Genomic DNA, 13489 nt, shown 5'->3' with positions numbered 1-13489 from the left:
TCAGGTCTGTCGAGCCGATCCGGAACTGGTCGGAAACAGGTGGGAACCGATCCATCTGCTGCGGTGTAACAAGAGTGTGAGAACGCGGGAGGGGGGCCGCATCGTCGATGAGGCCGCGGTGATCGCACGCGTACGCGCCGGGGAGCCGGAGGCGTATGCGGAGCTGGTGCGGGCCCATACGGGCATCGCGCTCAGGGCGGCCGCGGCGCTCGGGGCGGGTGCGGACGCGGAGGACGTGGTGCAGCAGGCCTTCGTCAAGGCGTACTGCGCGCTGGGCAGGTTCCGGGACGGTGCCGCCTTCAAGCCGTGGCTGCTGTCGATCGTCGCCAATGAGACGAGGAACACAGTGCGCACGGCGGCGCGGCAGCGCACGCTCGCCGGCCGGGAGGCGGCTTTCGTGGAGGCGGAGCCGCTGATACCGGAATCGGCGGACCCGGCGGTGGCGACGCTGGAGACGGAGCGCCGTGCGGCGCTGCTGTCCGCCCTGGAGAAGCTGAGCGAGGAGCACCGCCTGGTCGTCACCTACCGCTATCTCCTGGAGATGGACGAGTCCGAGACGGCCCAGGCGCTGGGCTGGCCTCGCGGGACGGTCAAGTCCCGCCTGAACCGCGCTCTGCGCAAGCTGGGCCGACTGCTGCCGGATTTCAGGCCTCGGGAAGGAGGTGATGAGCGTGAGTGAGGGACGGGGTGCGTACGACGGTGAGGGCGGCCGTGGTCCGGGGCCGGGCGGGCGTGACCATGGGAGAGGGCGCGAGGACGGCCCTTCCCGGCTGCCGGAGGAGTTGCGGGCGCTGGGCCGGTCACTGGATGCGCCCGGGAGCGACGGCACCGACGGTTCCCTCGGCGCCGAGACGATGGTCGAGCGAGTACTGGGGCAGATACTGGCCGAGCATGTGCCGGTCCCGGTGGCCGAGCCCCGGGGCGGCCGTGAGCGGCTGCGCGTGGTCCGGCGCTGGACCCGGCTGCGGTGGCGCTCGCTGGCCACCGTCCTGTGCGGTCTGCTGACGGTTCTCGTGCTCACGCCTCCGGTGCGGGCCGCGGTCTTCGACTGGTTCGGCTTCGGCGGGGTGGAGGTGCGGTACGACCCGTCGGCGGTGCCCTCGCCGGGCCTCTCGGTGCCGGGCTGCGGCACTTCGGTGTCGCTCGGACAGGCCGGGCACCGGGCGGGTTTCGAGCCGCTGGTGCCCGACGCGCTCGGCGTGCCGGACACGGTGGCGGTGACGAGCGAGCCGCGCGGGCGGTTCCTGGTGAGCCTGTGCTGGCAGGAGGGCGGGCGCACGGTCCGGCTGGACGAGTTCCGTGCCCGGCTGGATCCCGCCTTCACCAAGACCGTCCGCGAGCCGCCGGAGTGGATCGAGCTCGGCCCGAAGCCCTCGACCGACGGCGTGCAGGAGTACGCCCTGTGGTTTCCCCGCCCGCACCTCCTGAGCTTCTGGCTGGTGGACGCGGACGGGAACCGCTTCACCCGCAGGGAGCGGACCGCCGGGCCGACGCTGCTGTGGACCCACCGCCGGGCCGGAGAGGGCGATGTGACGCTGCGGCTTGAGGGGGTGGCGTCCAGGACGCGTGCCGCGGAGATCGCAAGGTCCCTGGAGAAGCCGGTCGAGAGCAACGATTCCTCGAGATAGTGCGCTGAATTAGGAAATAGTGCACTGAGGCAGGAACCTCGCCGGGGCGAGCGGTGTACCAGAAGTGACACGCGGCTCGCGAGCGGGCCGGACGGGGTTACTGGTTGGGGGGACGGGATGCGCAGATGGAGGGGCAGGCTTCGCGAACCGGCGGCGCTGATAGGGGCGTTCGCATCGGCGGCGGCAATGGCCCTGTGCGGAATGCAGGCGACCCCCGCGGCAGCGGAGACACCCACGCTGACGCAGGGCCGGGACGTCCCGGATCTGGCCCTGGTGATGGTGGGCAGCTCGGGGCGGACGAAGGCGGTGCGCTCCGGCGAGCGGGACTTCACCCGCCTGTGGCAGCTGCTGCTGCCGATGGACTCGGGCACGGAGCGGGTGCCGGAAGCCTGGGAGGAAGGCCGGTATCCGCCGGTTCGGCTCACCGTGATCTGGGGTCTGACGGGGATCGGTGGCTGGCCTCTGACGAACGGGCCTCCGGACGGTGACGTGGCCATCGAACGACAGGACCAGCTGCTGGTGGCGGCGGACGGCACACCGTGGGTGCGCTCGGATCCGGCACCTGAGGTGGAGGACGACGACATCCGCTGGCACCGGGCACCGCGCTCCGTCTTCGACCGGCTGCACCGGCAGGGACTGCTCGGCATGTCCTGGAAGGAGGCCTTCGCTGACGGCGAGGCGTCCGGTGGGCATGCATCCGGCTCCCGGTGGGCGGTGCCGGGGGTGGCCGTGGGCCTGGTGGTCGGCGCCGGAGGCACGCTGCTGATACGCCGCGCGGCGGCCCGGCAGGGTGCCGGACCGCCGCGGGAGGAGCCACGACAGGAGCTCATCGATCTCTGAGCATCACCGATCTCCGAACGTCGTCGATCTTTGAGAACTCAAGAGAGTGCGGGGTTCAGCCCAGGTCGATCTCCGGGTACAGCGGGAAGCCGGCCACGAGGTCGGTGGCGCGGCGCGAGATCTCGTCCGCGATCTTCGGGTCGAGGACGTGCTGGGCCTTGGAAGGGGCGCCCGACTTGGTGGTGCCCGGCTCGGTGGTGGTGAGGACGCGGTCGATGAGGCCCGCGACCTCGTCCATCTCGGCGGTGCCCAGGCCACGTGTGGTCAGCGCGGGGGTGCCGATGCGGATGCCGGAGGTGTACCAGGCGCCGTTGGGGTCGGCGGGGATGGCGTTGCGGTTCGTGACGATGCCCGAGTCGAGCAGGGCCGCCTCGGCCTGGCGGCCGCTGAGTCCGTAGGAGGTGGCCACGTCGATGAGGTTGAGGTGGTTGTCGGTACCGCCGGTGACGAGGGTGGCGCCCCGGCGCATCAGGCCCTCCGCCAGCGCACGCGAGTTGTCGACGATGCGCTGGGCGTAGTCCTGGAAGGAGGGCTGACGCGCCTCGGCGAAGGCGACGGCCTTGGCGGCCATGACGTGCGGGAGCGGGCCACCGAGGACCATCGGGCAGCCTCGGTCGACCTGGTCCTTGAGGGAGTCGTCGCACAGGACCATGCCGCCGCGCGGGCCGCGCAGCGACTTGTGGGTGGTGGTGGTGACGATCTGGGCGTGCGGGACCGGGTCGAAGTCGCCGGTCAGCACCTTGCCCGCGACCAGACCGGCGAAGTGCGCCATGTCCACCATCAGGGTCGCGCCGACCTCGTCGGCGATCTCACGCATGATGCGGAAGTTCACGAGACGGGGGTAGGCGGAGTAGCCGGCGACGATGATCAGCGGCTTGAACGCGCGGGCGGAGACGCGCAGGGCTTCGTAGTCGATGAGGCCGGTGGCGGGGTCGGTGCCGTAGGAGCGCTGGTCGAACATCTTGCCGGAGATGTTCGGGCGGAAGCCGTGGGTGAGGTGACCGCCGGCGTCCAGGGACATGCCGAGCATGCGCTGGTTGCCGAAGGCCTGACGGAGTTCGGCCCAGTCGGCGTCGGTGAGGTCGTTGACCTGGCGGACGCCGGCCTTCTCCAGCGCGGGGACCTCGACGCGCTGGGCGAGGACCGACCAGAAGGCGACGAGGTTGGCGTCGATGCCGGAGTGCGGCTGGACGTAGGCGTGGCGGGCGCCGAAGAGCTCCTTGGCATGCTCGGCGGCGAGGGACTCGACGGTGTCGACGTTGCGGCAGCCGGCGTAGAAGCGGCGGCCGATGGTGCCCTCGGCGTACTTGTCGCTGAACCAGTTGCCCATCGCGAGGAGGGTGGCCGGGGAGGCGTAGTTCTCGGAGGCGATCAGCTTGAGCATCTCGCGCTGGTCGTGGACCTCCTGGCCGATGGCATCGGCGACGCGCGGCTCGACGGCGCGGATCACGTCGAGGGCGGCACGGAAGGCGGTGGACTCGGTGGAGAGGGGCTGCTGCTCTGACATGTCGTCGGCCTCCGGGTGGCGTGGCTCGAAGCGTTCACGGTTCACGGTCGGCCCAGGCGCACGGCACTCGCTCACTCCCAGGCCGCTCCCCGATGGTCGTTCCCATCCCAGCGCGCCAGTCACGGCCCGCACGTCAGCCTACCGGGCGCGCCGGAACGCAGAGGTCCCGCGTCCACCATGCGGGCGAGGATAAGAAGGGGGCACCCTCACAGCATCTGGCACCTTCGGGAGATTCCGTGACCGCTACGGAGACGCTCATCGCCGCCGCCGACGCGCACAGCGCGCACAACTACGACCCCCTGCCCGTGGTCGTCGCCACCGCGGACGGGGCGTGGATGACGGATGTGGAGGGGAGGCGGTATCTGGACCTGCTGGCCGGTTACTCGGCGCTCAACTTCGGCCATCGCAACAGGCGGCTGGTGGAGGCGGCGAAGGCGCAGCTGGAGCGGGTGACGCTGACGTCGAGGGCGTTTCATCACGACCGGTTCGCGGCCTTCTGCTCCGAGCTCGCCGACCTGTGCGGGATGGAGCTGGTGCTGCCGATGAACACCGGCGCGGAAGCGGTCGAGACGGCAGTGAAGACGGCCCGGAAGTGGGGCTACCGGATCAAGGGCGTGCCCGCGGAGATGGCGAAGATCGTGGTCGCGGGCAACAACTTCCACGGCCGGACGACGACCCTCGTCAGCTTCTCCACCGACCCGGAGGCACGGGCGGACTTCGGTCCGTACACGCCGGGCTTCGAGATCGTGCCGTACGGGGACCTGACGGCGATGCGGTCGGCGGTCACGGAGAACACGGTGGCCGTGCTGCTGGAGCCGATCCAGGGCGAGGCGGGGGTACTGGTGCCGCCGACCGGTTATCTGCCGGCGGTGCGCGAGCTGACGCGTGAGCGGAACGTGCTGTTCGTGGCGGACGAGATCCAGTCCGGGCTGGGGCGCACCGGCAAGACCTTCGCGTGCGAGCACGAGGGTGTGGTGCCGGATGTGTATGTGCTCGGCAAGGCGCTGGGCGGCGGGATCGTGCCGGTGTCGGCGGTGGTGTCGTCGGCCGATGTGCTCGGAGTGTTCCGGCCCGGTGAGCACGGTTCGACGTTCGGTGGGAATCCACTGGCCTGTGCGGTGGCGCTGGAGGTGATCGCGATGCTGCGGACGGGCGAGTTCCAGGCGCGGTCCGCGGAGCTGGGGAGTCATCTGCACCGGGAACTGGGGGCGTTGACGGGCACGGGGCGGGTGAAGGCGGTGCGCGGGCGGGGGCTGTGGGCGGGCGTCGACATCGCGCCGCAGTACGGCACGGGGCGGGAGGTGTCCGAGAAGCTGATGGAGCGAGGGGTGCTGGTGAAGGACACGCACGGGCCGACGGTGCGGATCGCACCGCCGTTGGTGATCGGGAAGGAGGACCTGGACTGGGGGCTCGCGCAGTTGCGGGCCGTGCTCGGGATCTGAGCCGCTCGGCGGGGGCCCGGCGTGCTGCCGTGCGGCGTCTGTTTCGGCCTCCGGGACCTTCGGCCCTCGACGCAGGGCCGCGGAGGTCGGGAGACTCGGGCGGTACGGGCGCATAAGACACGTGGCGAGAGGCATGTCCGTCATGGGCGAAGGCGGGTCGGAGACCGTGCCGGCGGGTGCGGGGCGGGGGCTGCTCTTTCAGGGTCGTGACGTCGAGGAGTTGCACACGCTGGTGAGCGAGCGGTTCGCGCCGCACCGGCTGACAGTGCTGGACGACCATCCGGTCGACGGACGGTTCCGGTGTGTGCACGAAGGGGCCGTGGCGCTGTACGAGTTGGGGTACGGGGCGGAGGTCGACGTCACGCCGGGTGAGTTGCCGGAGTTCTACAACATCCATGTGCCGCTTGCCGGGGACGGCGTCGTCACCGCGGACGGGGCCGCCCTGGCGTCCGTGCTCAGCATCGTCAATCCGGGGCAGCGGCTGTCGATGCGGTGGAGCGGGGAGACACTGAATCAGGTGCTGATCATTCCCCGGCAGACCGTCGACCGGGCGCTCGCCGTGCGGCTGGGTGAACTGCCGTCCGTGCCGCTGCACTTCGCGCCGGTGCTGGATGCGCGGGTGGGGGCGGTCCGGGCGTGGTTGCGGGTGGTGCGGGCGTTCGCGGAGTTCGCCGACTCGGAGCTGGCGGTGCGATCGCCGCTGGCGGTGGGGCACTTCGAGCAGTTGCTGGTGGACGGTCTGCTGGACGCACAGCCGCACATGCTCAGCGAGGCGGTGGCGGGGCGCGGGCCCGCGGTGCTGCCCCATGCGGTGCGGCGGGCCGCGGACTTCTGTGCCGAGCATGCCCACGAGCCCATCTCCGTGGCCGACATGGCGGTGGCGGCTCGGGTGAGTCTGCGGAGCCTGCGGGAGGGATTCCGGGCCCATCTGGCCATGACTCCACTGGCGTATCTGTGGCGCGTACGGCTGGATCTGGCCCGGCGCGATCTGCTCGCCATCGCCGACGGGCAAGCGCTGGGGACGGTCACCGATGTGGCACTGCGCTGGGGGTTCGCGCATCTGGGGCGGTTCACCGGCCACTATCGGCAGACGTACGGGGAGACGCCGTCACAGACGTTGCGGGGCACTCGGGCCGTCCGTGGGCCCGGCGCTATCCACAAAACGGTCGCGTTTCCGCCGTAACCGGATAGCCGGTCGAGGGGCGTCGGGGCGATGGTGGAAATCTGCCGCCCGGGTCGTGGACGGTGGTTCGGGGGAGCCGAGCCGGGCGGCAGCAGAGGCAGGGACAACGCCCCTCGCACTATGCACCCTGCGCAGGTGTGTAAAGCCAGAGATCGGTGAGAGCGGACGCCGGGGCATCACCGCTTCCTGCACCTCTCCCCTACAGTCACTTTGTGATCTTTGGGATGGTGTGCGCGCTGGGCGCGGCGGTCTGCTTCGGTACCGCGACGGTATTGCAGGCGGTCGCCGCGCGGTCGGCCGGTACGGGTGGGGGCGGGGAGGCGGCGCTGCTGCTGCGGACCCTGCGGCAGTGGCGGTATCTGGCCGGGCTGGCGCTGGACGGGCTGGGGTTCCTGTTCCAGATCGCCGCCCTGCGGTCGATCCCGATCTACGCGGTCGCTGCGGCGCTCGCGTCCAGCCTGGCGGTGACCGGGGTGGTCGCGGCGCGGCTGCTGCAGGTGCGGCTGAGCGGGACGGAGTGGGGTGCCGTCGGAGTGGTGTGCGCGGGGCTCGCCATGCTGGGGCTGGCGTCGGGGGCCGAGGGGGATCGCGAGGGTTCGACGGCGCTGAAGTACGCGATGCTCGCGATCTCCGTCGTGGTGTTGCTGCTCGGGCTGTTCGGGGGGCGGTGGTCCGGGCGGGGGCGGGCGCTGGTGCTCGGGCTGGGGGCCGGGTTCGGGTTCGGGGTGGTGGAGGTGTCGGTGCGGCTGATCGATTCGCTCGCGCCGTCGGAGCTGCTCACCAACCCGGCGACGTATGCCCTCGTGATCGGCGGGGGCGCTGCCTTTCTGTTGCTGACGTCGGCGTTGCAGCGTGGCTCGGTGACCACCGCCACCGCCGGGCTGGTGATCGGCGAGACGATCGGGCCGGCGGCGGTGGGTGTGGTGTGGCTCGGGGACCGCACCCGGGAGGGGCTCGCCTGGCTTGCTGTGCTGGGGTTCCTGATCGCTGTCGCGGGGGCGCTGGCGCTGGCCCGTTTCGGGGAGGCGCCGGCGACGGACGCCCCGACGACGGAAGCGGCGGCGTGAGCGAATGTCCGGCCGGCTGCTTATTCGCTGGTAAAGCGGATGCGCGGTCATTTCTTTCCGCACGGAATCAAGGCGCCCGAAAGGCCGCCAAAGGGGCACGATCCAGACAGCTCCGGACAGTCGAAAAAGCTTCGTTGAATATTTAACGTGCTGTGGAGTTCTTGCGTACTGGGTGGCGTGACCAGTAATCCCGTCACCGTCACCATGGCCTATCACGTGGTACCGGGCCGCGAGCCCGAGTTCCACTCGTGGGGGTGCCGGCGTCGGCGGTCGCAGTGTGATGCGGGTGCCGTTCACCGGCGGCTTCCAGGTCGACCTGCAGTGCCGGGACGACGACGCGCAGGAGGACTTCGGGACCCGGGAGGCCGTACGGCGGTGGCTGCCGGCGGTCGTGGGCGACGGGTACGCCGAGCGTCTGCTGTGGGTGTCGACGTACCGTTTCCTGCGCATGGTGGCGGCCTCGTTCACCGATCCGCACCGGCGGGTGCTGCTGGTCGGGGAGGCGGCGCATCTGTTCCCGCCGTTCGGGGCCCGGGGCATGAACAGCGGAATCGCTGACGCGGCGGCGGCCGCGGAGGCGATCGCGGAAGGAACGGCCGGGGCGGTCGCCGAGTTCGCCGCGGTGCGGCGCGCGGCGGGCCTGTTCAACAGCACGGCCGCCGGAACGGCACGCGACCATCTGCGGCCGCGGCGCCGGACGATACGGCTGAGGCAGCGCGCGGCGGCGGCGCTTGCGCCGGTCCTGCCCTCCTGTGGATCGTGGCTGGAGCACGCGCCGTACGGTCCCCGGGGCGGGGCGCCGACGGTGGCGGGCGGAAAGTACTGAGCACTTCGGCAGGAGCGGCCGTGGCGGAACCGGCGGCGGGAAAGGTGCGGTCATGACACAACCGGCAGTGGCGGAGGAAGGCCTGTGGGGATGGTCGCCGGCCGCCGGGCTGCGGCCCGTCGAGGAGGCGGGGACCGGTGGGCCGCTGCTCGTCGCGGACTCCTGGCTGGTGCGGGACGGCAGGGTGCGCGGCCTGGACCGGCACCGGGAGCGCTTCGTACGGTCCTGCGGCGAGTGCTCAGGGCCGCCGTCGTACCGGCTGCTGGAGTTCTGGGAGGCCATGACGGACGCGCTGCCGCGCAGCGGCGAGTGGTTCCCGCGGGTCGAACTCACGCCCCGTCATGTGCGGCTGCGGCTGCGGCACGCGCCGCCGCTCGGTGCGGACGTAAGGCTATGGGCGGCGGGTCAGTCCGATCCGCGGACCGTCCCCCGCCGCAAGGGGCCGGACCTGGACACTCTGGCCCGTGTCCGCGGTCGGGCCGCCATGGAGGGCGCGGACGAGGCGGTGCTCGTCGCGCCCTCCGGCGTTGTGCTGGAGGCGGCCACCAGCAGCGTGCTGTGGTGGGAGGACGACACGCTCTGCCTGCCCTCGCCGCAGCTGCCCGTCCTGCCCTCGGTGACGGTCGCCCTCATCCAGGACCGGGCCCGGCGCGAGGGCATCCGCATCGCCCACCGCGAGCGGACGGTCGCCGAGCTGGACGGCCGCGAGGTGTGGCTGGTGAACGCACTGCACGGGATCCGCCCGGTCACGGGCTGGACGGGAGGACCGCTGCAGGCGGCTGAGCCGGTACGCGCGCCGGAATGGCGGGCCTGGCTGGACGACATCATGGAGCCGCTGCCGGAGAAATAGGAAAACAAAAGTCGGGCATCGGCGATGACCGCCGATGCCCGCATTCCGCGTTATTTCTTGGCTGGCCGATAAGTCCCCGGCACCATCCGCGTCGCAATGGCAATGCGGTTGTACGCGTTGATGACGGCCGCCGCCCAGATCAGTGCCGCGATCTGCGCCTCGTCGAAGACCTCCGCGGCCTCGGCGTAGACCGTCTCAGGGACGTGACCGTCGTGCACCAGCGTCACCGCCTCGGTCAACGCCAGTGCGGCGCGTTCCCGTTCGGTGAAGAAGGGGGTCTCCGACCAGGCGTTCAGGGCGTAGACGCGCTGCTCGGTCCCGCCTGGGCCGCGGAAACAGCGGCGGCGTGCAGAGAGCCCATCGCCTTGGAGGCGTCGGGGGTGATTTTCTTCAGGGCCACACGGGATATGGAGTCACTATCACGCATGGGGCGACTCTATCCGCGCGAAGGTATTCAGGAATGGGAAACGGCACGATTATGTCGTGGTTCATTCGGGCAACGCCGCGCACAGCGCGTCCAGCGTGCCCGCCCATGCGCTGTCCGTCGGGGTCCCGTAGCCCACCACCAGTGCGTCGTGCGGCTCGACGGTCGCTTCGGGGTGCCGGTAGCGGTGCAGCCCGTGCACCGCGAGGCCCTGCCAGGCCGCCGCCCGCAGCGTCGCCTGCTCGGTGCCCGGCGGCAGCCGCAGCACCACGTGCAGGCCCGCCGCGATACCCGTGGCACCGACCTGCGGGGCCCTTCGCGCGAGTTCCGCGACGAGCGCGTCCCGGCGGCGGCGGTAGCGCAGCCGGGCGGCGCGCACATGGCGGTCGTACGCGCCGGAGGTGAGGAACTCGGCGAGCGTCAGCTGGTCCAGAGCCCCGCAGGAGTCGATGTGCCCCTTGGCCTTCGCCGCCTCCTGGGCGAGGTCCGGCGGCAGGACCAGCCAGGCCAGTCTGAGGCCGGGGGCGAGGGACTTGCTGGCCGTGCCCGCGTAGACGACGTGGTCCGGGTCCAGGCCCTGGAGGGCGCCGACGGGCTGGCGGTCGTAGCGGAACTCGCCGTCGTAGTCGTCCTCGACGAGCAGGCCGCCGGTGCGGCGTGCCCAGTCGACGGCGGCGGCCCGACGGTCGCGGTGCAGGGTGCCGCCCATCGGGAACTGGTGGGCGGGGGTGAGCAGGACGGCGTCCTCGTCCGTCAACTCCCCCGGGTTCGTGCCCCGTTCGTCGAACGGCAGTGGGACCGTCCGCAGGCCGGCCTGCGCCAGCAGGTCCCAGTGCACGTACAGGCCGTACGACTCCACGGCGACGGTGCCGGCGCCGCGCGCCCGCAGTACCGCGCCGAGAATGCGCAGGCCGTGGGAGATGCCGGCGCACACCAGGATGCGTTCGGGGTCGGTGCGCACGCCCCGGGCGCGGGCGAGGTAGTCGGCGAGGGCGGTGCGCAGTTCGATGCGGCCGCGCGGGTCGCCGTAGTCGAGGGCCTGGTACGGGGCCGCGGTGAGGGCGCGGCGGGCGGCCTTGAGCCACTGGGCGCGGGGGAAGAAGGCCAGGTCGGGGTTGCCGGGGATCAGGTTGTGGGCGGGGCTGCCGATGGCGCGGGGGCGTGGTGCGGGTGCGGCCGGCCGGCTCACCGCCCGGTCGGCCACCCGGGTGCCCGAGCCCTGCCGTGCCGTCAGCCAGCCCTCCGCGACCAGGTCGGCGTATGCGTCGGCGACCGTGTTGCGGGCGATGCCCAGGTCGGCGGCGAGGGTGCGGGAGGAGGGCAGCCGGGTGCCGGGGGCCAGCCGGCCGGTGCGGACGGCCTCGCGCAGGGCGTCGGTCAGGCCCCTGCGGACCCCGGGTCCCGCCGGTTCCAGGTGCAGGTCGACGCCCAAAGTGGCCCAAGGTTTAGCCATGGGAATGGACCATACCTCTGGGCTGCCTCACTTCTAGGGTCGAGGGCATGACGACAGAGGAAGCCACCGCATACGCGCCCGAGCAGCCCGCCCGGCTGCTCTGGGCCCAGCACGCACCCGAGGTCTACAAGGCGATGGTCCGCCTCGACGCGGCCGCCCGGCAGGGCCTCGACCCGAAGCTGCTGGAGCTGGTGAAGATCCGTGCCTCGCAGCTCAACCACTGCGCGTTCTGCCTGGACATGCACACCAAGGACGCGCTCGCGGCCGGTGAGAGCGTCGAGCGGATCGTCCAGCTCGGCGCGTGGGAGGAGTCGAAGCACTTCTACACGGAGAAGGAGCTCGCCGCGCTGGCGCTGACCGAGGCGGTCACCGTGCTGACCGACGGCTTCGTCCCGGACGAGGTCTACGAGCACGCCGCCAAGCACTTCGAGGAGCCCGAGCTGGCGCAGCTGATCGCCGCGATCACGGTGATCAACGCGTGGAACCGGTTCGGTGTGACGTGCCGCATGGCTCCCGGCCACTACGAGGCGGGACAGCACCGGTGAGCCTGATCCTGCCTGGGAGTCACACGTCATGAGCAAGGTGGATGTCTTCCGCGCGCTGCACCGGGGCCGCACCCCGGACGACCCCCTCGTCCTCCCCGGGCCTTGGGACGCGGCGAGCGCCCGGGTGTTCGTGGAGGTCGGCTTCCCCGCGCTCGCGACGCCCAGCGCGGGGATCGCCGCCTCCCTCGGACACGAGGACGGGTCCACGCCGGCCGACGAGATGTTCGCTGCGGTGGCGCGCATCGCACGGGCCGTGGACGTGCCGGTGTCGGCGGATGTCGAGGGCGGGTACGGTCTCGCGCCGAAGGAACTGGTGGAGCGGCTCCTGGAGGCAGGCGTCGTGGGCTGCAACCTCGAGGACTCCAACGGGGGTGTCCTCAAGGATCCGCACGAGCACGCCGAGTGGCTCGCCGAGGTGCGGTACGCGGCGGGCGGCCGGCTCTTCGTCAACGCCCGCGTCGACACGTTCGAGTACGGCGACGGCGACCCGGAACGGGCCATCGAGCGGGCCGCGTTGTACGTCGCCGCGGGCGCCGACTGCATCTATCCGATCGGCGCCCCGACGGACGTACTGCCGCTGCTGCGGTCCGGGATCCAGGGGCCGATCAATGTGCACGGCTCGCTGGACGGCAGCGGCCCCTCGCCCACCGAACTCGGTGAACTCGGGGCCACTCGCATCACGTTCGGGCCGGGACTCCAGCGCTGGGCGGCGCTGGCGCTGCAGGGGATGGCCGGGCAGCTGAGGAAGCGGAAGTGATCAGGACAGCCACGCCTTCCACGTCGACGCGTGGCTGTCCACCCACTTCTTCGCCGCCTGCTCCGGGGTCAGCTTCTGGTCGGCGATCATCAGGGACACCTCGTTCTGGTCCTCGGTCGTCCACTTGAACTTCTTCAGGAGGGCCGCCGCCTTGCCGCCCTTCTTCGCGAAGCCGGCGTTGAGGTACTTCTGCAGCGGGGTGTGCGGGTAGGCGCAGGTGATCTTCGCCGGGTCCGCGTCGCAGCCCTCCTTGTACGGCGGCAGCTTCACCTCGGTCATGGGGACCTTCTTGAACAGCCACTGCGGCGCGTACCAGTACGTCAGGAAGGGCTTCTTCTCCTTGGCGAACTGTTTCATCTGCGTGATCTGCGCGGCCTCCGAGCCGGCGAACACCACCTGGTAGTCCAGCTTCAGGTTCTTCACCAGCGCCTTGTCGTTGGTGACGTAGGACGGTGAGCCGTCCATCAGCTGGCCCTTGCCGCCGCTCTCCGCGGTGCGGAACAGCGACGAGTACTTGTTCAGGTTCTTCCAGTTCGTGATGTCGGGGTGCTGCTTGACCAGGTACGTCGGCACGTACCAGCCGATGTGGCCGGTCACCCCGAGGCCGCCGCCGCGCGCGATGGTCTTCTTGTCGTCGACGTAGCGCTTCTCCTGGTCGGGGTGGCCCCAGTCCTCCAGGATGGCGTCGACGCGGCCCTGGCTGAGCGCGTCCCAGGCGGGGACCTCGTCCACCTGGACGGTGTCGACGCGGTAGCCCAGTTTGTGCTCCAGGAGGTACTGGGCGACGGCCACGTTGGACTGCGCACCCACCCACGACTGGACGGACAGGGTCACGCTCTTGGCACCCTGCGCGTTGGCGAACGGGGACGCCTGCTTGGTCATGTCGGCGGCACCGCAGCCGGTGAGCAGCAGCAGGGAGCCCACCACGGCGGTCGCACCCACCGTCGTACTCATACGACGTCGCATG

Annotated in this window: 14 protein-coding genes, 1 pseudogene and 1 riboswitch; of the genes and pseudogenes, 10 read left to right on the top strand and 5 right to left on the bottom strand. The window is 71.2% G+C overall.

What is annotated here, in order from left to right:
- Positions 1 to 76 precede the first annotated feature (76 nt).
- The 3 genes from EDD92_RS29025 to EDD92_RS29015 all read left to right on the top strand — a co-directional run bounded on the left by EDD92_RS29025 (position 77) and on the right by EDD92_RS29015 (position 2468).
- Positions 77 to 679, top strand: coding sequence for an RNA polymerase sigma factor (locus EDD92_RS29025; protein ID WP_185124151.1), 603 nt, complete (start codon positions 77 to 79; stop codon positions 677 to 679).
- Complete coding sequence (locus EDD92_RS29020) at positions 666 to 1628, top strand: hypothetical protein (RefSeq protein WP_123967060.1); 963 nt, start codon at positions 666 to 668, stop codon at positions 1626 to 1628. Before EDD92_RS29025 ends, EDD92_RS29020 begins: the two co-directional genes overlap by 14 nt.
- A 201-nt stretch (positions 1629 to 1829) precedes the next feature.
- On the top strand, positions 1830 to 2468 hold the full coding sequence (locus tag EDD92_RS29015) for a hypothetical protein (RefSeq protein ID WP_123967059.1): 639 nt from the start codon (positions 1830 to 1832) through the stop codon (positions 2466 to 2468).
- 55 nt (positions 2469 to 2523) lie between these two features.
- On the opposite strand, the gene EDD92_RS29010 is transcribed toward EDD92_RS29015, so the two are convergent.
- Complete coding sequence (locus EDD92_RS29010; protein ID WP_123967058.1) at positions 2524 to 3975, bottom strand: glycine hydroxymethyltransferase; 1452 nt, start codon at positions 3973 to 3975, stop codon at positions 2524 to 2526.
- Positions 3976 to 4018: 43 nt separating this feature from the next.
- A riboswitch (ZMP/ZTP riboswitch) is annotated at positions 4019 to 4108 on the bottom strand.
- Positions 4109 to 4211: 103 nt separating this feature from the next.
- Between EDD92_RS29010 and rocD the strand changes: the two genes are divergently transcribed.
- The 5 genes and pseudogenes from rocD (at position 4212) to EDD92_RS28985 (ending at position 9343) form a co-directional block, all read left to right on the top strand.
- Positions 4212 to 5417, top strand: coding sequence for an ornithine--oxo-acid transaminase (rocD, locus tag EDD92_RS29005; RefSeq protein ID WP_123967057.1), 1206 nt, complete (start codon positions 4212 to 4214; stop codon positions 5415 to 5417).
- Positions 5418 to 5550: 133 nt separating this feature from the next.
- On the top strand, positions 5551 to 6600 hold the full coding sequence (locus EDD92_RS29000) for an AraC family transcriptional regulator (RefSeq protein ID WP_260326814.1): 1050 nt from the start codon (positions 5551 to 5553) through the stop codon (positions 6598 to 6600).
- Positions 6601 to 6824: 224 nt separating this feature from the next.
- Positions 6825 to 7667, top strand: a complete 843-nt coding sequence (locus EDD92_RS28995; protein ID WP_123970594.1) for a hypothetical protein — start codon at positions 6825 to 6827, stop codon at positions 7665 to 7667.
- 259 nt (positions 7668 to 7926) lie between these two features.
- Positions 7927 to 8493 (top strand): annotated as a pseudogene (locus tag EDD92_RS28990) (FAD-dependent monooxygenase); the annotation flags it as partial.
- 52 nt (positions 8494 to 8545) lie between these two features.
- Positions 8546 to 9343 carry an aminotransferase class IV gene (locus tag EDD92_RS28985; RefSeq protein WP_123967056.1) on the top strand — a complete coding sequence of 266 codons (798 nt, stop codon included), beginning with the start codon at positions 8546 to 8548 and terminating at the stop codon, positions 9341 to 9343.
- Positions 9344 to 9393: 50 nt separating this feature from the next.
- Here EDD92_RS28985 and EDD92_RS52480 read toward each other — a convergent pair whose 3' ends face one another.
- The 3 genes from EDD92_RS52480 to EDD92_RS28975 form a co-directional block, all read right to left on the bottom strand.
- The gene (locus EDD92_RS52480; RefSeq protein WP_399184331.1) at positions 9394 to 9582 is read right to left on the bottom strand and encodes a hypothetical protein; all 189 of its coding nucleotides are present in this window, start codon (positions 9580 to 9582) and stop codon (positions 9394 to 9396) included.
- A 53-nt stretch (positions 9583 to 9635) separates the two neighbouring features.
- A complete protein-coding gene (locus EDD92_RS52475; RefSeq protein WP_399184329.1) occupies positions 9636 to 9770 on the bottom strand; it encodes a hypothetical protein in 135 nt (44 codons plus the stop codon).
- A 61-nt stretch (positions 9771 to 9831) separates the two neighbouring features.
- Positions 9832 to 11220 carry a PLP-dependent aminotransferase family protein gene (locus EDD92_RS28975; protein WP_123967055.1) on the bottom strand — a complete coding sequence of 463 codons (1389 nt, stop codon included), beginning with the start codon at positions 11218 to 11220 and terminating at the stop codon, positions 9832 to 9834.
- Positions 11221 to 11267: 47 nt separating this feature from the next.
- Between EDD92_RS28975 and EDD92_RS28970 the strand changes: the two genes are divergently transcribed.
- Both EDD92_RS28970 and EDD92_RS28965 read left to right on the top strand, forming a co-directional pair.
- A complete protein-coding gene (locus EDD92_RS28970) occupies positions 11268 to 11765 on the top strand; it encodes a carboxymuconolactone decarboxylase family protein (RefSeq protein ID WP_123967054.1) in 498 nt (165 codons plus the stop codon).
- A gap of 28 nt (positions 11766 to 11793) precedes the next feature.
- On the top strand, positions 11794 to 12522 hold the full coding sequence (locus EDD92_RS28965; protein WP_123967053.1) for an isocitrate lyase/phosphoenolpyruvate mutase family protein: 729 nt from the start codon (positions 11794 to 11796) through the stop codon (positions 12520 to 12522).
- Here the strand turns inward: EDD92_RS28965 and EDD92_RS28960 are convergent, their stop codons facing one another.
- On the bottom strand, positions 12523 to 13488 hold the full coding sequence (locus EDD92_RS28960; protein WP_260326813.1) for an ABC transporter substrate-binding protein: 966 nt from the start codon (positions 13486 to 13488) through the stop codon (positions 12523 to 12525).
- Between the last annotated feature and the right edge of the window lies 1 nt (position 13489).

It is taken from the genome of Streptomyces sp. TLI_185 (assembly GCF_003814765.1).
GTDB lineage: Bacteria > Actinomycetota > Actinomycetes > Streptomycetales > Streptomycetaceae > Streptomyces.
The sequence above is the reverse complement of the archived record's forward strand: the minus strand, read 5'-3'. Positions and strand labels throughout refer to the sequence as shown.